The sequence below is a fragment of the Kitasatospora sp. NPDC022856 genome, assembly GCF_055561235.1.
In genome coordinates this window covers 1-22118 of sequence record NZ_JBVHHE010000058.1, presented here as the reverse complement: position 1 = coordinate 22118, position 22118 = coordinate 1, and the positions used below count along the sequence as shown (strand labels likewise).

At 71.5% G+C, this 22118-nt stretch carries 12 protein-coding genes and 5 pseudogenes; 10 read left to right on the top strand and 7 right to left on the bottom strand.

Annotated elements, in window-relative coordinates:
- Positions 1 to 87: 87 nt before the first annotated feature.
- Positions 88 to 429 (top strand): LPXTG cell wall anchor domain-containing protein, encoded by a 342-nt coding sequence (locus ACZ34W_RS35365; RefSeq protein WP_465610109.1) that lies wholly within the window; start codon positions 88 to 90, stop codon positions 427 to 429.
- A 584-nt stretch (positions 430 to 1013) separates the two neighbouring features.
- On the opposite strand, the gene ACZ34W_RS35360 is transcribed toward ACZ34W_RS35365, so the two are convergent.
- The gene (locus ACZ34W_RS35360) at positions 1014 to 2210 is read right to left on the bottom strand and encodes a low temperature requirement protein A (protein WP_465610107.1); all 1197 of its coding nucleotides are present in this window, start codon (positions 2208 to 2210) and stop codon (positions 1014 to 1016) included.
- Positions 2211 to 2588: 378 nt separating this feature from the next.
- On the opposite strand from ACZ34W_RS35360, the gene ACZ34W_RS35355 reads away from it, so the two are divergent.
- Positions 2589 to 2849: a DUF4158 domain-containing protein gene (locus ACZ34W_RS35355; protein ID WP_465610105.1), complete on the top strand. Its 261-nt coding sequence runs from the start codon at positions 2589 to 2591 to the stop codon at positions 2847 to 2849.
- A 38-nt stretch (positions 2850 to 2887) separates the two neighbouring features.
- A pseudogene (locus ACZ34W_RS35350) lies at positions 2888 to 3058 on the top strand (recombinase family protein); the annotation flags it as partial.
- A 320-nt stretch (positions 3059 to 3378) separates the two neighbouring features.
- Here ACZ34W_RS35350 and ACZ34W_RS35345 read toward each other — a convergent pair.
- Entirely contained in the window at positions 3379 to 4008 is a 630-nt protein-coding gene (locus ACZ34W_RS35345; protein ID WP_465610103.1) for a winged helix-turn-helix transcriptional regulator, read from the bottom strand.
- Between the two features lie 81 nt (positions 4009 to 4089).
- On the opposite strand from ACZ34W_RS35345, the gene ACZ34W_RS35340 reads away from it, so the two are divergent.
- From ACZ34W_RS35340 to ACZ34W_RS35330, 3 genes are read left to right on the top strand one after another with little or no spacing between them, the layout of a single operon-like run.
- Positions 4090 to 4842, top strand: coding sequence for an MBL fold metallo-hydrolase (locus ACZ34W_RS35340; RefSeq protein ID WP_465610101.1), 753 nt, complete (start codon positions 4090 to 4092; stop codon positions 4840 to 4842).
- 23 nt (positions 4843 to 4865) lie between these two features.
- A complete protein-coding gene (locus ACZ34W_RS35335) occupies positions 4866 to 5510 on the top strand; it encodes an NAD(P)-dependent oxidoreductase (RefSeq protein ID WP_465610099.1) in 645 nt (214 codons plus the stop codon).
- A gap of 3 nt (positions 5511 to 5513) precedes the next feature.
- Entirely contained in the window at positions 5514 to 6770 is a 1257-nt protein-coding gene (locus ACZ34W_RS35330; RefSeq protein WP_465610097.1) for a multidrug effflux MFS transporter, read from the top strand.
- Here the strand turns inward: ACZ34W_RS35330 and ACZ34W_RS35325 are convergent.
- The 4 genes and pseudogenes from ACZ34W_RS35325 to ACZ34W_RS35310 all read right to left on the bottom strand — a co-directional run.
- A pseudogene (locus tag ACZ34W_RS35325) lies at positions 6751 to 6894 on the bottom strand (IS5 family transposase); the annotation flags it as partial. The gene ACZ34W_RS35330 and the pseudogene ACZ34W_RS35325 sit on opposite strands and share 20 nt — an antisense overlap.
- 110 nt (positions 6895 to 7004) lie before the next feature.
- A pseudogene (locus ACZ34W_RS35320) lies at positions 7005 to 7103 on the bottom strand (transposase); the annotation flags it as partial.
- A gap of 301 nt (positions 7104 to 7404) precedes the next feature.
- Positions 7405 to 7620, bottom strand: a pseudogene (locus ACZ34W_RS35315) (IS110 family transposase); the annotation flags it as partial.
- 210 nt (positions 7621 to 7830) lie between these two features.
- A complete protein-coding gene (locus ACZ34W_RS35310; RefSeq protein ID WP_465610095.1) occupies positions 7831 to 8403 on the bottom strand; it encodes a TetR/AcrR family transcriptional regulator in 573 nt (190 codons plus the stop codon).
- 105 nt (positions 8404 to 8508) lie between these two features.
- Between ACZ34W_RS35310 and ACZ34W_RS35305 the strand changes: the two genes are divergently transcribed.
- From ACZ34W_RS35305 to ACZ34W_RS35295, 3 genes and pseudogenes are all read left to right on the top strand, one after another.
- Complete coding sequence (locus tag ACZ34W_RS35305) at positions 8509 to 9732, top strand: alpha/beta hydrolase family protein (RefSeq protein WP_465610093.1); 1224 nt, start codon at positions 8509 to 8511, stop codon at positions 9730 to 9732.
- 62 nt (positions 9733 to 9794) lie between these two features.
- Complete coding sequence (locus ACZ34W_RS35300; protein WP_402751176.1) at positions 9795 to 10196, top strand: nuclear transport factor 2 family protein; 402 nt, start codon at positions 9795 to 9797, stop codon at positions 10194 to 10196.
- Positions 10197 to 10929: 733 nt separating this feature from the next.
- Positions 10930 to 12142, top strand: a pseudogene (locus tag ACZ34W_RS35295) (IS3 family transposase).
- Positions 12143 to 12171: 29 nt separating this feature from the next.
- On the opposite strand, the gene ACZ34W_RS35290 reads toward ACZ34W_RS35295, so the two are convergent.
- Complete coding sequence (locus tag ACZ34W_RS35290) at positions 12172 to 12330, bottom strand: SMI1/KNR4 family protein (protein WP_465610091.1); 159 nt, start codon at positions 12328 to 12330, stop codon at positions 12172 to 12174.
- Positions 12331 to 13917: 1587 nt separating this feature from the next.
- On the opposite strand from ACZ34W_RS35290, the gene ACZ34W_RS35285 reads away from it, so the two are divergent.
- A partial coding sequence (locus tag ACZ34W_RS35285) for a LamG-like jellyroll fold domain-containing protein (RefSeq protein ID WP_465610089.1) occupies positions 13918 to 22118 on the top strand: 8201 nt, incomplete at its 3' end.

Here is a 22118-nt window from a genome sequence, read left to right as displayed (position 1 = left end):
ACACCACCTTCTCCTCAGGCTTCTGCACCCACCCCTCCCGCCGGGCCCGCGTCGCCCGGCACCGGCGCCCGCACCCCGGCCTCCGCCGTGCCCAAGGGCGTCATCGGCACCGACACCTGCACTCAGTTCGTCGGCCACACGGTCGCCGAGTTCACCGTCGCGAAGCCGCCCCCGACCACCAGGCCGAGCACGATCCCCAGCAAGACCCCGGCCGTACCGGTCACCGCGACCAGTCCCGCGGCTCCCTCCACACGCCCCGCCACCCCCGGACCGACCGGCGCGACGAACGAACTGGCCGAGACCGGAGCGAACGGCACGACAACCCTCGCGGTCCTCGGCTCGGCCGCGCTCGCGGCGGGTGCTGCCGCGCTCCTGGTTCTCCGCCGACGTAAGGGCGCCCACACAGGTAGGCGCGCCGCCGACATGTGACGGAAGGGGGCCTGCCTCCGGCCCGAACAAGATCACCGACTCTCCGGCATGGACCCAGTGCCGGGCGGCCAGTTGGCGGATCCGGGCCGCAACGGACTGCCGCCGTAGTCGGGGTGTCGACGGGGTGCTGGCCGTGGCTCTGTGGACGAGTGACCGGAGGACGTCGACCGGGTCCAGGTCCGGTGCGCGTGCCGGCCCGGGAACGCGGACGCCGCCCCGACGCACGTGGCGGATGGCCGGCGCCACCCGGCCGTCGGGTCGCCCGAAGAGGTGCACCGGTTGTCCTTCGGGCCGACCAACGTCGGGGCTCACAACGTGGGCATCCTCGCGGACCAGGGCACGAACGCCGCTGCGATGGCGGCCGCTGCCGCCGTCGAGATCCCGGCCGGCCGGGTGGAATCGAGCCGCTCGGCCCACGCGGGGGAGGTCACCCGGCCCCGATGGCCACCCGGATGACCGGGCAGGCTTGCCGCAGCCTGCTGATGGCGCGGGGATTTCGCATCCCAGTACCAGGAGCAACGTGGAGCCCGATTACCGATTCACCTCCCGAGATGTGGGGCCGCCGACGTCTCGGGAGGTGCCGGTCAGGCGGAGGTCGGCACTCGCTGGCTGCCGCGCTTCCCGGGCGCGAACACGAGCTGCCAGCCGACTGTGGTCGCCAGCGCCCAGATCAGCCATCCGGCGCCGAGATGCCGAGCGAAGAAGCCGAGCGCCGACAGCAGGAGCAGGCATGGCAGCGCCCAACCGAGCACGCTTTGCCACCGTGCACCGGAGACCGCGGCGGCCAGCACGCTGACGCCGAAGTACACCAGGAGACCGGCGCAGAGCAACCACCGCACGCCGTTCGCAGCAGGGTCGTGGGGATGCGCGAGGGCCAGGCCAAGGCCGGCGGCGACGGAGGCGAGCGCGCAGGTCGTCAGGCAGTGCAGGGACAGGGCCAGCCGCACCGGGAGATCGCGTCGGCCGGTCTTCGGGATCCCACCGAAGCCGTTGAGCAGCGACATGCTCCACAGGCCGGACAGGAGGGCGAACGAGCCCAGCGCCGCGCCGGCGAGGTGCACGTCCCAGGCGGTGTCGGCGGCGACCGTGGTGATCTGGATGACCCCCTCGCCGAGCACGATGATGACGTAGAGGCTCAGGCGCTCCATCAGGTGCGGCACATCGGCGTAGGCCGCCTCGATCACCGGCCGCCGCCCGCGGTCGCCGTTCTTCCTGACGAGGCGCTCCGCCCACTCCTGCGCGCCCCGCAGCATGTGGCCGCCTGCGTCCGCGAGTATGGCCAGCAGGTCGAACCCGATTCCCAGGGCCCACAGCCAGTAGCGGGCCGGAGCATCCACCCACAGCGACACGATCCATGGCAGGACACCGAGGCCCATCTGGGCCACCGGCCAGTCCATCACGACCCGCCCGCGCCGCCAGAACCGGCTGGACAGCCAGCGCAGGAAGACGTACGCGGCGATGAACGCGAGGTAGTGCCTGGTGCCGCGGATCCCGGGGACGGCCGCGACCATGACGGCGAGGCCGAGCATCGCCACGAGGAGACCGGGTGTCCAGGCACGGTCCCCCTCGACGTTCCCGTAAACGGTGAAGCAGACCCAGGCGATCCAGAAGGCGAGGTACAGCAGGACGTACAGGGCGAGATCGGCGGCCGTCGGGCCCTCGTGCAGGAGGTGTGACAGCTGCAGCACGCCCGCGACGACGACGAGGTCGAAGAAGAGCTCCGTCCAGGAGGCATGCCGCTCCGCGCCACCCGCCGACTCGGCGGTGTTCATGAATGTCATGAGGTGATCATCGGTCATGTTCCAGGACCAGTCTGGAGGATGCCCGGGCGGCCCGGGGCACGGCCCGGTGCTCATCAGCCCGTACGACACCTGCTCCAGCTTGGCCAACAGCCGGCGCGCCACAAGAACCGCCCCGGGACTGCACTCCGAGCTTCCACAGCGACGGGTTGTCCGCCCCGCCGGCCGGCGCCGGGGCAGCCTCCACCGCCGCGGCAAACCGTCGCGTGAGGGCCGCTCGTGCGGCGCCCCAGGTTCGGCCCCGGTGTCCTATCCGTGACCCACGGTGCAAAGTAGCTGCAGCTGACGTCCGACCTCCCGTTGCTTCGGGCCCCGCCTGTTCGTTAGGCCGAACGAGTAGTCGGTGGAGGGTAGGGGTTCATGTGTCGGGAGTGGTCGCCCGAGGACGTGGTGGCGTGTTGGACGCCGGTGGGGAGTGACTGGGACCTGGTCGCGAACAAGTCGGGCCCGACCCGGCTCGGCTTCGTGCTGATGCTGAGGTATTTCGAGCTGGAGGGCCGGTTCCCCCGGTTCCTGGAGGAGTTCCCCCCGGCCGCGGTCGACTACGTCGCCGACGTGGTCAAGGTGCCGGGAGGGGACCTCGCGAAGTACGACCTGTCGTCCCGCTGCGCCCCGAGCTGAAGGCGTGCCACGCCTTCCTCGACCCCGGCGACACCCTCGTGGTCCCCTCGCTTGACCGCTATGGCCGCAGCCTCCAGGACCTCATCAACATGGTCGCCGAGCTGCGCGAGCGCGGGATCGGCTTCACCTCGCTGCACGAGAACCTGGACACCACCACCCCCGGCGGCCGGCTCGTCTTCCACGTCTTCGCCGCCCTCGCGGAGTTCATCCGCGAACTCATCGTCATCGGCACCGACGAGGGCCTGGCCGCAGCCCGCGCCCGGGGCCGCGTCGGCGGACGCCCCACAGTCGCCACCGAGGAAGTCATCCGGGCCGCACGCGACGTGCTGCCCGACCCCGGCCGCTCCATCACCTCGATCGCCGAGCTGCTCGGCGTCTCCCCGGGTACCCTGGACAACCACATCCCCGACCTGCGCGAACTGCGCGCGGGCGCCCGGCCCCCGCCAGCTCGAAGCCCCCGCGAAGTAGCCCAGCACGAGCAAGATCAATCTCAGCGGCACTTTCTGTACGGCAACTACTCACACCCGGATCAGCGGGGCAGGATGCGCAGTACTGCCTCGTGTTCGCCGCTGAGCCGCAGGCCTTGCTGTACTGCGGCGCTCAGATCGAGGTCGCCGAGCAGGGTCGCGGCCAGCAGGTGCGGCGGTCCGGTCAGGGACGCGGTGGGGTGGTCGACCCGGCCGGCGTGGGTGTGCACCGAGCCGTCCTTGACTTCGATGACCAGGTCTTCGTTGCCGTCGGTGTGCAGTTGCAGGGCGATTGCCGGCTGGTCGGGGCGGTGGTCGGTCAGTGCCCGGGCGGGCACGTCCAGCCAGTGGGTGCGGAAGGTGTCGCTGCCGGCCGGCTCACGCAACAGGGGAATTCCCCATCGGCTCAGTTCCTGCAGCACCGGCTCCAGCGCGCGGCCACGCTCGGTGAGGGAGAACAGGGTGGTGGCCACCGGCGGCGGGGCGGCCTCGCGGTGGATCAGGCCGGCTTCCTCGAGTTCGCGGAGCCGGTCGACCAGCAGGTTGCTGGCGATCCCGGGCAGCCCGTTGCGCAGGTCGGTGTGCCGGCACGGACCCAGGGCGAGCAGTTCACGGACGATCAGCAGGGTCCATCGGTCGCCGATGGTGTCCAGTGCTTTCGCGATGCCGCAGTACTGCCCGTAGGTGCGCATGCCACCACCCTACATCGTGGTGTTGAGATTCAAAACTTCCTTGTTGACTTTCTCAACAACGTGGGTCTAGCGTCGCTGCCCATGACCCCCACCCTTTCCGTGCGGCGGCTGGCCTGGGCCGGCGTCGAGATCCGTCTCGGCGACACCCGCCTGCTGATCGACCCGCTCGAGAACGTCGCTCCGCTGGCGCCGGTGATGGGGCCGCCGCACCGGCCGGTCGACCCGGTCGACACCCCGCCCGGCACCCACGCCCTCATCACCCACCTGCACCCCGACCACTACGACCACGACCTGATCGCCCGGATCGCGGCCACCGGTACGATCGGCTGCCACACCCCGAGCGCGGCCGGGCTGCGCGAGGCGGGCATCACCCCCGTTGCCCAGGACCTGGGCCAGTCACGCCGCATCGGAGCGCTGACCGTCACCCCGGTGACCTCGCTGGACTGGCGCGGCAACGACTGTGACCAGGTCGCCTGGGTCGTCGAAGGCGCCGGCCGGCGGGTCATCCACTGCGGCGACACCCAGTGGCACGGCAGCTGGTGGCAGATCGCCCGCGACCACGGCCCCTTCGACGTCGCGTTCGTCCCGGTCAACGGCGTCATCGCCCACTTCGAGGGCTACGCGGCCAACGTCCCGGCGACCATGACCCCCGAGCAGGGCGTCGAGGCCGCCGTCGCACTCGGCGCCGCCACCGTCTGCGCCATGCACTACGGCCTGTTCCACAACCCGCCGTTCTACACCGAACAACCCGACATCGAGCAGCGCTTCCAGCACGCCGCCGCCGAGCGCGGCGTCACCGCGGCCATCATCGCCGACGGCCAGCCCGTCCTGTGACCATCAGAAACAAGGAGCAACACATGAAGATCGTCCTGTTCGGTGCCAGCGGCAACATCGGCCGGCCCACCACCGAGGAACTACTGCGCCGCGGCCACACCGTCACCGCGGTCACCCGAGCCGGCCACGTCGACGGCCTCGAGCACAAGGCCCTGACCGTGACCACCGGTGACGTCACCGACGCCGCCGCGGTCGCCGGCCTCGCCGCCTCCCACGACGCCGTACTGTCGGCCGTCGGCCCCCGGATCGGCCAGGAGAACGACCGCGCCACGATCGTCGGTGCCGCCCGTGCGCTGATCGACGGACTCCGCCGAGCCGGCGTCACCCGCCTGGTCACCATCGGCGGTGCCGGCAGCCTGCGCACGCAGACCGGCGCCCGCGTCATGGACGACCCGGACTTCCCCGCGCTGTGGAAGGCCAACGCCGAGGCCCAGTCCGAAGCGCTCGACCTCTACCGCGGCGTGCACGACCTCGACTGGACGTACGTGTCGCCCGCCGCGGTCATCGCAGCGGGCGAGCGGACCGGGGCCTACCGCAGCGCCGGGGACACCCTGCTCACCGACGACGACGGCAACAGCCGCATCTCGTACGCCGACTACGCGATCGCCTTGGCCGACACGATCGAGAGCGGCACCGCGATCCGCCGCCGCATCACCGTGGCCTACTGAGCCATGAGCAACGACGCCGCCGGCCGGCACACCCGATTCATCGTCCTGCTCGCAGCGCTCGTGGCCCTGGGACCACTGTCCATCGACGGCTACCTGCCCGGACTGCCGGACCTCGCCGGCGACCTGCGCGCCAGCGCCGCGGCCACCCAGCTCACCATCACCGCCTGTCTGGCCGGGCTGGCCATCGGGCAGCTGATCGCCGGGCCGCTGAGCGACACCTACGGCCGGCGGCGTCCGTTGCTGGCGGGCCTAGCCCTCTACACGGTCGCCAGCGCGCTCTGCGCGGTGGCACCCGACGTCCGGACCTTCGTCGGCCTACGCCTGGTCCAGGGCATCGGCGGGGCGTTCGGCATCGTCATCGCCAACGCCATGGTCCGCGACCGCACCTCCGGAACCCGCACCGCACGTCTCTTCTCCGCACTGACCTTGATCACCGGCCTGGCGCCGGTGTTCGCGCCGGTCCTCGGCGGCCAGCTACTGCGCGTCACGGCCTGGCCTGGAATCTTCGTGGCCTTGGCCGTATTCGGCGCCGTGATGCTGGCGGCCTCCGCCGCAGGACTGCCGGAGACCCGGCCCTCCGCGTCACGCCAGCCGCTGCCCGCTGTCGTCGGGCAGCTGCTCAGCGACCGGGTCTTCACCGGGTACGTCCTGGCCAACGGCCTGGTCTTCGCGGCGATGTTCGCCTACATCTCCGGCTCGCCGTTCGTCCTGCAGGAAATCCACGGCCTGTCACCGCAGCAGTACAGCGCCGTGTTCGCCGTCAACGCCGCCGGACTCATTGCGGCCGCCCAGATCAGCGGCCGGCTGGTGGCCCGGGCCGGCGCCCGCGTGCTGCTGCTCGCCGGTCTGCTGGGCGCGACAGCCGGTGGCACCACGGTCCTGGGCGCGGTGCTGACACGGGCACCCCTGCCCGTGCTCCTGATCGGCCTGTTCGTCCTGGTCTCCAGCGTGGGCCTGGTCATGCCGAACGCCGCGGCCCAGGCCCTGGCCCACCACGGCGGACACGCCGGGTCGGCCGCCGCTCTGCTCGGCTTCAGCCAGTTCATGTTCGGCGGGGCACTTGCTCCGCTGGCCGGCGCGGGTGGCGCCACCGACGCCTTGCCGATGGGAGTCATCGTCGCCGTGCTGCCGGCGCTCGCTCTGCTCACACTCGGCGTCCTCACCCGGTCGATGCCCGGTGAGCGCACTCGCAGGCCGGCTCGCCAAGGACCTGCCGGGCACCGGCGACCGCGCCGGCACCCACGCGGATCTTCTCCATGACCGGCTCGAACTGGGTGCAGTCCGCCCGCTGTCCGGGTGTGACCAGCAGCGACAGCGGGCGGCAACGGCCATCCGCGCTCAGGTGGACCTTGGTGGTGAAGCCGCCGCGCGAGCGGCCCAGGCCCTCACCTGGAGCACCACCTCCTCCAGATGGCCTGCCAGGCCTGTCCGCGCCGGATCGACCTGATGTTCCGTCACGGTCGCCCCCTTTGAGGCGACCTGCGGCGGGGCAGCCTTGCGGGCGCCGGCGGCGTGCTGATGGGCGCGCATCACCGTGGAGCCAACCGAGACATCCCAGTCGATGGATCCCTCGGCGTCTGCGACGGCCTGGACCTGCTGCAAGGGTCGCTTCCCTGCTGGACCGGATCGCGGCCACGGCCGACGCCACGACCTGCCTGGTCGCCTGGGTATGCCTGGCCGCCAGCGAGACCTTCGGCGCCCTGCCCGAAGACCTGACCGACAACCCGTGGCGCCCGGCACCCTGGCGCGAGATCGCCACCGCCTACGAACGCACCCTGTCCCCGGAGACGGTCGCCGACCCTGTGCGCGGCGATGACCGCCGAGCAGCGGCGAGAGGCAGGTTGACCCGTCTCATCGACGTTTGACGAGGCTCACCGGTTCCTAATGCCGTATGTCAAGCCGCGAGGGTTGCCGGCGGGGCTGGCTGGTAGCACCGTTGGTCGCGCAGGAGTGCCCAGATGACGTTGACCCGGCGGCGGGCAGCTAGGGCGAGGACGGCTTGGGTGTGGCGCTTGCCCTCGGCGCGCTTGCGGTCGTAGAAGCGTCGTGATTCCTCGCAGTTGCGGATGCTGATCAGCGCGGAGGTGCAGAAGACCCGTTGGACGAGCCTGGTCTGCTGGTCTTGCACGGAACGTGGGAAGGCACGCTTCGACACCGCCGCCCGGGAGGGAGGCGAGAGGGAGCTCGCCAAGCGGCTGAACCGCAAGCGGTTCTGGCGGTCCGTTCCCTGGTGAAAGGTGTTGGCCTGGCTGTCGGGCCCGCCGAGACCATCTCCTGGTGGTCGACTTCCTGATGTGGCAGGCCCCTTTGTGGCCAACGGTCAGTTGTCGAGCAGTCGGTTCACGAGGAGTTCGGGGAAACCGGTGGCCGGCGGGTCGATGCCGAAGATCGCCCGTAGGTAGAAGGGTGCGATGAGTTGGTCGAGGATCTGTTCCAAGGGTGGGGGCCTCTCGCCGCGGGCGGTGGCCCGTTGGCGGATCTGTTCGATGGAGTGCATCCGGCGTCGGAAGTGCTGCGCACGCTCTTCCTGGGCCTGGGCGGTGTTGGGCACGGACAGGATGACGGCGCGCACCAGGGCGCGTCCTTCGGGTGTGCGGATGCTCGCGGCGCTGGCCTGGGCCCAGGCGAGGAGGTCGCCGCGCAGGGTGCCGGTGTCGTTCAGCGGTGAGTCGCGTTCCAGGCGGGTGGTGACCATGTCGGCCAGGAGTGCGTCGAGGCTGCCCCAGCGCCGGTAGACGCTGGTGTGGTTGACGCCGGCGCGTTGCGCGATCGCGGGGATGTTGAGGTCTTCGCCCTGCGGGTCGCAGAGCAGGTCGATGACCGCTTGGTGGACGGCCGCGCGGACCTGTTCGGGGCTCTTGCGGATGCGTTCGGTGGGCTGTTTCGGAGTCACCCCCTCATTCTACGCCCCGAGCACAGATATTTGCTTAAAGGCGCCTCGAGGGTCTACGGTTCTCATCACAAGCACAGATCAGTGCTTAACGTCGAGGAGGTTGTCATGAAGAACCTGCTGTTCCCGAACAACACCCAGTTCTGGTACGAGACCCTGCGCTCGATGAGCCACATCGCCTACGGCGGCGCCGACTTCGGCGAGGCCGTCGCCACCGGCGAGCGCATCGTCGAGGGCGACTACGACAGCTGGCACGACGAGTGGCTGATCACCGCCGACCGGGTGGCCGACGAGGCCGAGAAGGCGCTCAAGGCCGGTCACCGGATCAGCGCCCGGGACGGGTTCCTGCGGGCCTCCAACTACTACCGCTCGGCGGAGTTCTTCCTGCACGGCCACCCCTGCGACCCCCGCCACGACCACGCCTACGACCGCAGCGTCGCCTGCTTCCGGGCGGCGGCGGCCCTGTTCACCCCGGTCATCGAGCCGGTCGAGATCCCCTACGAGGGCACCACCCTGCCCGGCTACCTCTACCGGGTGGACACCACCGGCACCCCGCGCCCGACCGTGATCATGCACTCCGGCTTCGACGGCACCGCCGAGGAGATGCACTTCGGCGGCGCGCTGGCCGCCGTCGAGCGCGGCTACACCGTCCTGACCTTCGACGGCCCCGGCCAGCCCGGACCGCGCCACCACCAGGGCATGGTCTTCCGGCCCGACTGGGAGAACGTCATCACCCCCGTGATCGACTTCGCCGAGACCCTCCCCGAGGTCGACAACAGCCGGATCGCGCTGCTGGGCTCCAGCATGGGCGGCCTGCTCGCCCCCAGGGCCGCGGCCTTCGAGCACCGGCTGGCCGCCTGCATAGCCGTCGACGGCGTCTTCGACCTCGGCCAGGTCTCCGTCCGCTTCACCCCCCACGACCGCGAGGAGGCCGAACGCCTCCTGCGCGCCGAGCACGCCCCCGAACTCGACACCGCCCTCGACGCGGTCATCGCCGACAACGCCACCGCCCGCTGGGCGTTCAACCACGGCATGTACGTCATGGGCGTCGACACCCCCCGCGCCTTCGGTGCCGCCTACCTCGACTACACCCTCGCCGGCGGCATCGCCGAGCGCATCCAGTGCCCCACCCTGGTCTGCGACGCCGAGGAGGACGAGTTCTTCAAGGGCCAGCCCGCACAGCTCTACGACCACCTCACCTGCCCCAAGACCCTGATGCGCTTCACCCTGGCGGAGGGCGCCGGCGCCCACTGCCACCCCGGCGCCATGCGCCTCGCCCTCGCCCGCATCTACGACTGGCTCGACGACACCCTCGCCACCACCAACGCCTGACACCCACCCCACCGCACACCGCACCGCACACCCGTATCCGAAACCGCTCCCAGGGACCCGCCATGACCACCACCGTCCGCACCGACATCCGCACCGCGCTGACCGACCTGCTCCTCACCCCGGGCCTGGACCTGGAGGAGGCCGCCGAGCGTCACTTCGCGCCCGACTACCGCCAGCGCACCGACGGCGAGTGGGCCGACCGCACCGAGTTCCTCGCCCACATCGCCCACCTGCGCACCGTCGTCACCGGCGGCAGCGTCGAGGTCCACGAGGAACTCACCACCGGCAGCCTCTACGCCGACCGCCACACCATGACCGTCACCAAGACCGACGGCGCAACCGTCCGCATGGAGGTCTACCTCTTCGCCGAGTTCGCCCCCGACGGCCGCTTCCACCGCATCGAGGAGACCACCCTCATGCTCGAAGGCACCGCCGCCGACCGCGACCTCGGCAGCGCCCGCTGAACCACGCCACACCGACACCCGGTGCCGATCTGTGCAGGCAGCCGTGATCCACGACCTGAGAGCGGCCGGGACGTCATCGGTGTGACGCTGCGCGGGGGGACCATTCGAGCGCGACAGGCAAGCCGATCGAGGCTGCAGCCGCCTTGATGAGGCTCGTTGAAGATCCCCACCCCCTGCTCGGGCATCGGGACAGACCTGCTCACCTGGTCGCCCCACCCCCGGGAAGGCTGATCTGGGGCGGAGCCCATCGCGCAGCGACGCTGCCCTTGGTTGTGCCGTCCTCTGGTGCCTGGGCCTTTCCGTGCTTTGCTGTCGTGCGCGGCAGTGGCTGCTGGTGCTGCTCTGCTTCGCCGCTGCCGTGGTGCCGCTCCGGTCGGTCGGCCAGCCGTCGGTTTCGTCGCGTCTTGCGGTGCCGCCTGCTGCTGCCCCTGGCCGTGTCTCGAAAGCCGGCTGGTCCATTGAAGACCGGCCCGCAGGTCCGCCGCGGCGGCGCGAAGTGTCCAGTGGCTTCCTGGCCCTGCAGAGCCAGGAAGCCACTGCGGTCGGCCTCAGCGCTGGAGCCACCAGATGGTGGCGCTGAAGACAGTGGCGCCGGCAGCACTGGCGGCACCCTTCACTGCGTTGACCGCGATGAAGCGCCCGTATCGCCGGATCCATCGGGGTGTGAGGTGACCCCTGCGGTGTGGACACGCCTGACAATGGATCTTGTTGGTCCAGGAGGGTGAAGATCTGCATGGCGAGGCCATCGAAGTACAGTGCGGAGTTCCGGTCGGACGCGGTGGCGTTGTGGCGGGCCTCGGCGGGACGGCGGACGTTCAAGGACGTCGCGGCCGATCTGAGTGTCAACCCGGAGACACTGCGGTCCTGGGTACGAGCCGGCGAGGCCGGGACGGCGACAGGACCTGGGCGGCACGCGGAGGACGTACAGGCGGAGCTGGTCCGGCTGCGGGCGGAGAACGCGCGGCTGTCGAGGGCCGAGAAGGAGTGGGCGCTCGAGCGGGAGATCCTGCGGCGGGCGGCCCAGTATTTCGCGAAGGAGATGAAGTGACGTCCCGCCGCTGGGATTTCATCTCCGCCAACGCCGGTGACCTCGGTGTCCAGCGGCTGTGCCGGATACTCGGCGCGTCCCGCTCTGGCCACTACCGGTGGATCGCCGGCGGTGGGACCCGCGCCGCGCGCCGGTCCGAGGACGACGCCCTGACCGCGGAGATCCAAAAGATCCACGCCGAGCACCGCGAGGCCTACGGGGTCCGACGCATTCACGCCGGGCTCCGGGCCGGCGGCCGGGCGGTGAACCGCGAACGGGTGGCCCGGCTGATGCGCGAGCGACAGATCACCGGCCGCCACCTGCGGCGGCGCAGACGCACCACGATCCCGGACCCGATCGCTCCACCGGTGCCGGACCTGATCGAGCGGGACTTCACCGCCGAGCGGCTGGACGAGCGCTGGTGCGGCGACATCACCTACATCCGGGCCAGTGGCTCGTGGCTGTTCCTGGCCTGCGTGATCGACATGCGCTCGCGCCGGGTGGTGGGCCGGTCGGTGGCCACCCACACGCGGACCTCGCTGGTCATCGACGCACTCGAGTCCGCGCTCGCCGCCCGGGGCGGCGACGTCACCGGAGTGATCTTCCACGCGGACCGCGGGTCGCCCAATACACCTCCGCTGCCTTCGCCGAGGTCTGCGACCGTCACGGTGTCCGCCGCTCGATGGGACGGGTCGGCTCGTCCTACGACAATGCCCTGGCCGAGAGCCTCTGGCAGAGCCTGAAGCGCGAGGCACTGCACGGGATGCCGCTTATGACGGTGGCCCGGACCAGGCTCGAGGTCTTCCGCTGGCTCACCTACTACCACGCCCGTCGGCGTCACAGCGCCCTCGGCTACCTCCCACCCGCCGAGTTCGAACAGCGGCACCACGCCCCGGCTAAACTCTCCCTCGCGGCATGAACCCCTGTGTCCACACTCCGGGGGACACCTCAGACTGACCCGTACCGGTCGGCGAACGCCCGGTAGTCCGCGGGCAACTGGAAGCCGATCGCCGCAGGTGCGAGCTCCCACGGGACCGGGGTCACGCCGTCGGCGGGTGGCGGCCCGATCACTACGCCGAGTCGATCCAGCATCTCCTCGATGTCCATGTCCACTCCCATCGGTCGCCCGTTCTCGCCGGAGGCTATCCGCCTGCGGTGACACCGCAGGCGGTAGGGCCCAACCCCGAAGCGTCCTGGCACCCGAACTGTGCGAGGGGGCCCCAGACGCGATTGAGCAGTGGCTTCTGAACACATTGACTTGACAGGGAACGCCACCTCCCCTGACACCCGCGCCCGCGAGGCGCAGGCCGCCGTTCTGCCCGTCCTGCCACTGCTGCGCCGCCTGTTGCCGCACGGCGGCCTGGCCACGGGCACCGTCACCGAGGCCACCGACACGAGTCTGCTCCTGGCCCTGGCCGCCGGGCCCGCCACCACCGACCCTTATGCCTGGACCGCCGCGGTGGGCCTGCCCGATCGGCCTCGCCGCGGCCGCCGGCTACGGCATCGACCTGACCCGTCTTGTCGTCGCCGACGACCCTGGCGACCACTATGCCGAGGTGGTCACCGCGCTCGCCGCCGCGTGCCCCGTCGTCCGCGCCGCCGCCCCCGCCGGCCTTGAGGCCCGAGCCTCAAGGCCGCCGCCCCCGCCGGCCTTGAGGCCCGAGCCTCAAGGCCGCCGCCCCCGCCGGCCTTGAGGCTCGGGCGCTGGAGCGCCTCGCCGCCCACCTGCGCCGCACCGGAACCGTCCTGCTCACCCCCGGTCCCTGGCCCGGCGCGCAGCTACGCCTGGCGGTGTCGGAGGGCCGGTGGTCCGGGCTGGGGGAGGGGCACGGGCAGCTGACCGGTCGGCGGGCGCGGGTAGCGGTGTCAGGGCGAGGCTCGGCGGCCCGGTCGCGGAGTGCGGAGCTGTGGCTGCCGGACGGGACGGGCGTGGTTGCCGCGGTGGAGGAGAGTGCCTTCGGCGTCGCGCGGCCTGAGGGCACCGCGGCCGCCGCGTTCGGGTAGCTCGTCGGGCGTCGTTCCGGTGCGCCGGATGTTTGAGGTGAATCCGCCGTCCTTCCAGGAGTTGAACCCGGGCCGCCGGGCGGGCCTGGCGCCGCCTGCCGGTGCCGCGTGGCAGGCCGAGAGCTCCGGCGGTGCCGACGAACGAGGAAGTGGCTGTCGCGAGGTGGTGCAGGGCAGCGGGCGAGCCAGGGCGCGTCGTTCGGCGGTGGTGTATCCGTCCGGCCGCTACGGCGATCTCCTGGAGGCCCTGGACACAGCCGATAGGCGGGCGACCGGCCCCGTGAACCCACCGATGGCGGCAGCGGGTTCCTCGGCATCACGAAATTCCTGGAACCGCCGAAGTTGATGGGCCGTCATTAGGGCAGGAGGTGAGGCGGAACGGACTCCGTCGTGGCTTTCTTCACTGATTCGCAGGTATTCGCTGCCGTGGAATTCCGGTTCCCGGGAGTCGCTGGTTTCGCACTGTGCTCTGGGGACATGACCTGGGCGGCTGGTACGGACCACCTGTGTCCGGGTGCCGCCTCGCAGGCCGCTCGGAGAGCCTACTCGGCGGGGGGTGGGACGTATCGGGATCTCTGACGGTTTGTCTCGTGATCTTGGCCACGAAACCCGCCGGTAGCCTTTATCCGGACGCCCTGGGTTGGATATATCTGCCGGGATTCTTCGGTGTCTGCCCGATGGGGTTCTCTGGTGTTCGCGGCTCGTCGTTGTCTTGCTGTCGCCCTGGCCATGGTCATGGTCGTCCTCGGTGCCGCCGATGGGGCGTCCGCGCTGGAGGCCGTCGCCCCCCAGACGGGCGCGGCGGCCGCCGCCGATCCGGGGCCGCTGCCCAAGCAGGGGCAGGGCAGCGCGGCTGGGCAGGGCCACGACGCCACGTCGGGCGCGACCAGCGCCCAGACGCAGGGCGGCCGGCCCGGCGCCGTGCCCGCGCCCGGTGAGCTGCCGCAGGACACCACGACCGCCACCGAGCCGGCCCCGGCCGTCACACCCCCGACCACCGCGCTGCCGAAGACCGACGCCAAGACCGTAGACGCCCCGCCACGCCCCGCCGGGGCCAAGGTGACGGACCCGGCCAAGAGCTTCGATCCGGTGAAGAGCAAGGAACTGCCGCAGCAGCGCACCGAGAACGCGCGGACCTTCCAGAACCCGGACGGAACGTTCACCACCCGCACCTACCCGCAGGCGGTGAACTTCCGCCGCGCCGACGGAACCTGGGCCGCGATCGACACCACGCTGATCCCCACCGGAAAGGCCAGCGCCGGCCGCGCCGCCCCCGTCCAGACCGGCTGGACCACCACCTCGGGCGAACGCGAACTCACCCTCGCCCAGACCGCCAACACCGACCCCCTGGTACGCCTGCAACTCGCCGACGGCATCTCGGTCGGCTACACCCTCGACAGCGCGAGCCCCGCCCAGGGCACGGCGCAGGGCTCCACCATCACCTACCCGGACGCACGTCCCCACGCGGACGTCTCCTTCGTCGCCGGCAGCACCTCCTTCAAGGAGACCCTGGTCCTCAAGGACCCCGCCGCCCCCGCCGAGTGGCTGTTCCCGCTGCGCCTGCAGGGCGTCGCCGTTTCGCTGGAGGGCGACGGCACGGTCGTGTTCAAGGACACGGCGGGTGCGGTGCGCGGCCGGATGCCGGCCGGCTGGATGATGGACTCGGCGTTCGCTCCCAACACCGAGGAGGGCGCGTTCTCCAGCGGTGTGCGTTACGAGCTCGTGGCGAACGCCGGCGGCCAGGCGCTGAAGGTGACGCTGGACGCGGCGTGGCTCGCCGCGCCCGAGCGGGTCTACCCGGTCAAGGTCGACCCGTCCTTCTCCTCGGTGAAGGCCGTGGACGGCACCTACGTCCAGTCGCCGTACAACCAGGACTTCTCCGCCGACACCGTCCTGAAGGTCGGCACCTACGACGGCGGAGGCCACCAGGCCGCCTCGTTCGTGCGCTTCAACGGCATCGAGAACGACCTGCGCAACGCCGCGGTCCTCAATGTCAGCCTCGGGCTGCACAACAGCTGGTCCTACAGTTGCACCCCGAGCCAGGTGAGCATCCATCCGGTCACCTCCGCCTGGTCGGAGGGCTCGCTGAGGACCATGCCGGGCCCGGACACCGGGCCGGCGCTGGCCGCGCCGTCGTTCGCGCACGGCTGGCGGGCCTCGGCCTCGGCGCCGTGGGGATGCGAGCCCGGGTGGGAGTCCATCTACCTGGGCGAGGGGGGCCGTAGCCTCGTCAACGCCTGGACGCACGGCTGGGCCCCGAACTACGGCCTGGCGATCAAGGCGGACCTGCGGGACTCGCGGGGCTGGAAGCAGTTCGGCAGCGACGACATGCCCGGCGGCCAGCCGAGCCTGGACGTCACCTGGTCCAAGTACGGCGCGGACTACGAGAACTGGGGCCTGGTCCAGCCGGTGACCGCGACCCAGGACGGCATCGTCAGGCTGCGGGTGTGGAACCGCGGCATGGACACCTGGACCCCGACCAACAGCTACAAGATGTCGTACATGCTCTACGACCAGTGGGGCAATCACATCACCGACTACGGGACCAACATCGCCTGGACGGCGATGCCCTACGACGTGCCGCCGGGCGGCGCGGCCGTCGTGGACGCGCACATCCGGGCCCTGCCGCAAGGTGCCTACACGGTCGCGTTCACGATGGACGACTTTCAGACCAGTAACTTCTACATGGACGCCGGCGTGCCGAGGCTGGCGATCCAGATATCGTCGATCAACATGCCCCCGCACCTGACCCGCATGGCGCCGCCCTCGAACGCGGTCGTCTACCAGGTGCAGCCCACCCTCACCGCGGAGGGCCAGGACCCGGACAGCGCACCGAACCCCGGCCTGGACTACAACTTCTCCGTGTGCCGGGTTGTCGGCGACAATCCCCGGGTGGACTGCCGCGAGAGCGGCTGGCTCGCCCGCCAGTCGCGCTTCGCCGTCCCCGCGGGATGGCTGAGCTGGAACGAGCAGTACGCCTGGTACGCCAAGACCGGCGACGGAGCGGCCGAGAGCGCCTGGTCACAGCCCTCCCTCCTGCGCACCATCCTCCCGCAGCCCAGCCAGTACACCACCGGCGCCGACGCCGGACGCAGTGTCAGCACCGCGACCGGCAACTACACGACCGCCGCCACCGACGCCTCCCTGCCCACCGTCGGCCCCGAACTGTCGCTCACCCGCTCCTACAACTCCCTCGACCCGCGCACGACCGGCCTGTTCGGCGCCGGCTGGACCACCCCCTGGGACATGCGCATCCAGGCGGAAACGGGCGGCTGGCTCGCGCCGAGCGGCAACGTGCTGCTTACCGCGTCCAACGGTTCCCGGGCCCGTTTCGGCTGGGACCCGGGCAAGTACGCCTACGTTGCCGGCTCCGGCATCGCCGCGGACCTGCGCAAACTTGACGACGGTAACTGGATGCTGGTCGAGCGCGGCGGGACGGTGCGCTACTTCGACCCGGCCGGAAGGCTCGGCCAGGTCGTGGACATGGCGGGCCACGTCCAGGAGCTGTTCTACACCGGCGGCCGGCTGACCCAGGTGAAGGACGCCACCTCCGGCCGCGCGCTGTCCTTCGGCTGGACGGGCGACCATGTCACCGCGGTGACCGCCTCCGGGGTCACCGGCGGCTGGTCCTACCAGTACGACGGCGACCGCCTCACCAGGGTGTGTCCGCCGGGCGTCCCGACGACGGCGGCCCAGGGCTGCACCGGGTACGAGTACGGCGCCGGCTCCCGCTACCGCACCGGCGTGCGCGACTCCGGGCCGTCCGGGTACTGGCGCCTGGGCGAGAGCACCGGCACCACCGTCGCAAACGACGCCAACGTCGGCGACCGCGCACCCGGCGGGGCCCAGGACATCGCCTGGGGCGCCCCCGGCGCGCTCGGCACCGGCGGCGACACCGCCGTGACCTTCAACGGCCGCTCCACCTCCTGGATCGAGCTGCCGAACCGTGCCGTCAGCGCCTCCGTCAACCGCTCGGTGGAACTGTGGTTCCGCACCGACAGCGCGGGCGTGATCCTCTCGCTGCAGAACCGTGCGATGGGGGAGGACCCGTACAACGTCGTCCCCGCCCTGTACGTGGGCTCCGACGGCAGGCTGCGCGGCCTCTTCTACGGCGTCCAGGGCGGCCCGGTCACCACGTCCGGCCCGGTCAACGACAGCGCCTGGCACCACGTGGTCCTCGCCGGTGCCCGCGACACCACGGCGCTGTTCCTGGACGGCGCCCTGGTGGGCACCGCGGCCGGCGACATCGACCACCTCAACATGGACCGCGCCTACCTCGGCGGCGGATACACCGGCACGATGCCCGGCGGCAACGGCGGCTCCTCCTGGTTCAGCGGACAGATCGACGACGTCGCGGTCTACGACTACCCCCTCACCGAGCAGACCGTGGCCGAGCACTACGCCCTGCGCGGCGCCGCCCCCCAGCTCACCAAGACCGTCCTGCCCACGGGGCGCACCAGCGCCCAGGTGACCTACGACGCGGTGACCGAGCGCGCCGCCAAGATCACGGACGCCGGCGGCGGCGAATGGAAGCTGTCCGAGCCGACCTTCACCGGCGGCTCCTTCCTCTACAACAACGCCGTCAAAGCCTCCGACCCGGCCGGCTTCTGGCGCCTGGGCGAACGCGACGGCGCCCTCGCCGCCAGCGACACCGGCACCGGCCTGACCGGCACCTACGGCGACGGCGTCGCCAAGAACGCCCCCGGCGTGTTCGCGCCGACCGACGACACCGCCGTCCGCTTCGACGGCAGCGCCGGCTCCTCCGTCGAGATCCCGCAGGACGTCCTGCACGCCAAGACCGACCTCGCCGTAGAACTCTGGTTCACCACCGACCGCCCCGGCGTGCTGCTCGGCGACCAGAGCCGCGCCATCGACGACCCGGCCGGCCCCGGCGGCACCTGGACCCCGATCCTCTACGTCGGTGACGACGGCAAGCTGCGCGGCCGCTTCCACGGCAGCACGACCAGCACCCCGTCCGAGAACGCCGTCAACGACAGCGCCTGGCACCACGTCGTCCTCTCCGCCCAGGGCTCGAACCAGACCCTCTACCTCGACGGCAAGGCCGTCGGAACCCAGTCCGGCACCGTCGACCACCAGCAGAACACCCACACCTACCTCGGCGCCGGCTTCGCCGCGATGTGGCCGGCCTCCCCCGGCGACGTCAGCCACTTCACGGGCAGCATGGACGAGGTCGCGATCTACCAGCACCCGCTGAGCGAGGCCGACGTCCTCGCCCACTACCGGGCCCGCAGCGCCCAGGTCGCCGGCCAGGGCGTCGGCTACCGCGGCTCGGTCGTCACCGACGCGCCGGCCGGGTTCTGGCACCTCGACGAGAGCGGTGGCACCACCGCCGCCAGCGAGGTCGCCGCGACCAAGGGCAACGGCACCTACGCCCCGGCCGTCAGGCCGGGCCTCACCGGCGTGTTCGGCCCCGGCGACGGCCACGCCGCCGAGTTCCACGCCACCAGCGCCTCCTACGTCGACCTGCCCACCCCGCTCCTGCAGGCCAAGACCGACCTCGCCGCCGAACTCTGGTTCCGCACCGGAAGCGCCGGCGTCATCCTGTCCGAGCAGAGCGAACCGATGGGCGCCGCACCCTACAACACGGTGCCGGTCCTGTACGTGGGCTCCGACGGCAGGCTGCGCGGCCTCTTCTACGGCATCGACGGGGACCCGATCACCTCCGGCGGCGCGGTCAACGACGGCTCCTGGCACCACGCCGTGATCAGCGCCGCCCAGGGCACCCAGTCCCTCTACCTGGACGGAGCCCTGGTCGGCACCGCCACCGGCACGGTCGACCACCTGAACATGAACCGGACCTACCTCGGCGGCGGCTGGACCGGCTCGATGCCCGGCGGCAACGGCGGCTGGTCCTGGTTCGACGGCTACATCGACGAGGTCGCGTTCTACCAGCACCCGCTGAGCGCGGACCGGGTGGCCGCGCACTACCAGGCCCGCTCGGCCTCCTCCTCCGCCGAACTGGCCTCCAGGGTCACGCTCACCGACCCGGCCGGCAACGTCTCCACCGACATCCACGACGCTACCCGCGCCGACCGCCTGATAGCGCGCACCGACGCGGGCGGCGGCACCACCAGCTACACCTACGACACCGGCGGCTTCGTCCACACCGTCACCGACCCCAACGGACACACCACCGTCAGCGGCCAGGACGAGCGCGGCAACACCCTCTCCCTCACCACCTGCCGCGACGCCGACTCCTGCTGGACCTCCTACACCAGCTACTTCCACAACCAGGACAACCCGCGCGACCCGCGCAACGACAAGCCCACCGAGACCCGCGACGCCCGCTCCGCCGGCCCCGCCGACGACACCTACCGCACCACCGTCTCCTACAACGCCCTCGGCCTGCCCGAGACCACCACCCGCCCCGACGGCCGCGCCACCCACGCCTCCTACACCACCGGCACCGAGCCGGCCGTCGGCGGCGGCACCACCCCGCCGGGCCTGCTCGCCACCGAGACCACCGCCGGCGGCGCCGTCACCACCTACACCTACCGCGCCTCCGGCGACGTCGCCGGAGCCGTCCTGCCGAGCGGGCTGACGTTCACCTACGTGTACGACGCGGCCGGCCGCAAGACCTCGGCGACCGAGACCTCCGACACCCAGCCCGCCGGCGTCACCACCACCTACGCCTACGACGACCTCGGCCGCCTGACCGCCCAGACCGGGCCGAAGGTCACCGACGCCGTCTCCGGCGCCGAACACCAGACGAAGACCACCGTGGTATTCGACGCGGACGGCCGGATCACCGGCTCCACCACCGCAGACATCGTCGGCACCGACGGCTCCCGGACCGCCTCCACGACCTACGACTCGGCCGGCCGGGCCGAGACCGACACCGACGCCGAGAGCGCCGTCACCCGCTACGGCTACGACAACCTCGGCCGCACCACCAGCGTGACCGACCCGCTCGGCCAGGTCACCCGCCACACCTACACCCCGCGCGGCCAGCTCGCCACCACGATCGTCAACGGCTGGAACGGCGACGGAAAGGGCACCCGCGACCTGACCGTCGAATCCCGCGCCTACGACCCGGCCGGCCGCCTCGCCTCCGCCACCGACGCCATGGGCGCAGTCACCTCCTACACCTACTTCGACGACGGCCTGCCCGCCACCACCACCGCGCGCAACGTCACCCAGGCCGACGGCACCACCCGCCCCATCGTGCTGGAGGCCGACGAGTACGACGGCGCCGGCCAGCTCACCAAGCGCACCACCGGTGGCGGCCGCACCACCACCGTGAACACCGTCGACACCGCCGGCCGCATCACCCAGAGCGTCCTCGACCCCGCCGGGCTCAAGCGCACCATCACCACCGGCTACGACGCCGACGACCGGGTCACCTCCACCACCCTCAAGGTCAGCGACACCGAGAACAGCGTCCAGACCAACACCTACGACCCCGCCGGCCGCCTGACCCGCACCCAGCTCGCCTCCTCCACCGGCGGCCCCACCGCCGTCTCCACCTTCGCCTACGACCAGCGCGGCCTGCTCACTGCCAGCACCTCACCCAACGGCAACGCCCCCGGCGCCGACCCCGCCACCCACACCACCCACACCACCACCCACCAGTACGACGCCCTCGGCCGCGCCATCGCCACCACCGCCCCGCAGATCCTGACCGAGAGCGGGGGAGCGGCCGCCACCCCCGCGCGCCCCACCGTCACCACCGGCTACAACGCCTTCGGTGAGGCCGTCACCACCAAGGACCCGCTCGGCCGCATCACCCGCACCACCGTCGACAAGCTCGGCCGCACCACCTCGGCCACCCTGCCCGACTACACCCCGCCCGGCACCACCACACCCCTCACCGCCACCAGCCGCGTCGAGTACGACAAACTCTCCCGCGTCACCACCAGCACCGACGCGGCCGGCCGGCGCACCACCTACACCTACGACCGCCTCGGCCACCAGGTCCAGCGCGTCGAACCCAACTCCCTCGGCGGACTCCAGCCCCCCGTCGACGACAACCCGCCCACCTGGACCGCCACCTGGACCCCCACCGGCCTCCCACTGTCCGCCACCGACCCGGTCGGCGCCCGCACCGAGGCCACCTACGACCAACTCGGCCGCACCCTCACCGCCACCACCGTCGAACGCAAGCCCACCCCCCAGAACCTCACCACCACGTTCACCTGGGACGACGCCGGCAACCAGACCGCTCTCACCACCCCGACCGGCGCCACCAGCACCACCACCTACAACCCCGCCGGCCAGACGGTCACCGCCACCGACCCCCTCGGCCGAACCAGCACACTCGAATACGACACCGCCGGACGGCCCGTGCGCGCCATCGCCCCCCTCGGCGAATCCATCCGCACCCACTACGACACCCTCGGCAACCCCACCACCACCGACAACCTCGACCCCGCCGGCACCGTCCTGCGCACCACCACGACTGGGTTCGACCTCGAAGGCCGCGCGGTCTCCTCCACCAGCCCGGCCACCGGCGCCGTCACGAGTACCACCTACGACGCGCTCGGCCGCCCGACCACGCTCACCGAGCCGGTCGCCGCCGGCCAGAGCATCACCACCACCTTCGGCTACGACGCCGCCGGCAACCGCACCCGTCTGACCGACGGCAAGGGCAACACCACCGTCTACACCTTCAACCCGTGGGGCCTGCCGGAGTCCACGATCGAGCCCGCCACCACCGCCCACCCCGCGGCGGCCGACCGCACCTGGACCACCGCCTACGACGTCGCCGCCCAGGCCGTGAGGCTGACCGAACCCGGCGGCGTGGTCCGCACCCGCGGCTACGACCCGGCCGGACGTCTGGTCCGCGAGAGCGGTACCGGCGCCGAGGCGGCCACCACCGACCGCGAACTGGCCTACGACAAGGCCGGCCACCTCGTCCGGCACAACTCCTC

What these genes read in the sequence shown, in the direction of transcription:
- ACZ34W_RS35290 (WP_465610091.1), bottom strand. Translation starts at nt 12,330, where the DNA reads ATGGACATCGAGGAGATGCTGGATCGACTCGGCGTAGTGATCGGGCCG.
- ACZ34W_RS35305 (WP_465610093.1), top strand. Translation starts at nt 8,509, where the DNA reads ATGAAGAACCTGCTGTTCCCGAACAACACCCAGTTCTGGTACGAGACC.
- ACZ34W_RS35355 (WP_465610105.1), top strand. Translation starts at nt 2,589, where the DNA reads ATGTGTCGGGAGTGGTCGCCCGAGGACGTGGTGGCGTGTTGGACGCCG.
- ACZ34W_RS35335 (WP_465610099.1), top strand. Translation starts at nt 4,866, where the DNA reads ATGAAGATCGTCCTGTTCGGTGCCAGCGGCAACATCGGCCGGCCCACC.
- ACZ34W_RS35360 (WP_465610107.1), bottom strand. Translation starts at nt 2,210, where the DNA reads ATGACATTCATGAACACCGCCGAGTCGGCGGGTGGCGCGGAGCGGCAT.
- ACZ34W_RS35300 (WP_402751176.1), top strand. Translation starts at nt 9,795, where the DNA reads ATGACCACCACCGTCCGCACCGACATCCGCACCGCGCTGACCGACCTG.
- ACZ34W_RS35340 (WP_465610101.1), top strand. Translation starts at nt 4,090, where the DNA reads ATGACCCCCACCCTTTCCGTGCGGCGGCTGGCCTGGGCCGGCGTCGAG.
- ACZ34W_RS35345 (WP_465610103.1), bottom strand. Translation starts at nt 4,008, where the DNA reads ATGCGCACCTACGGGCAGTACTGCGGCATCGCGAAAGCACTGGACACC.
- ACZ34W_RS35330 (WP_465610097.1), top strand. Translation starts at nt 5,514, where the DNA reads ATGAGCAACGACGCCGCCGGCCGGCACACCCGATTCATCGTCCTGCTC.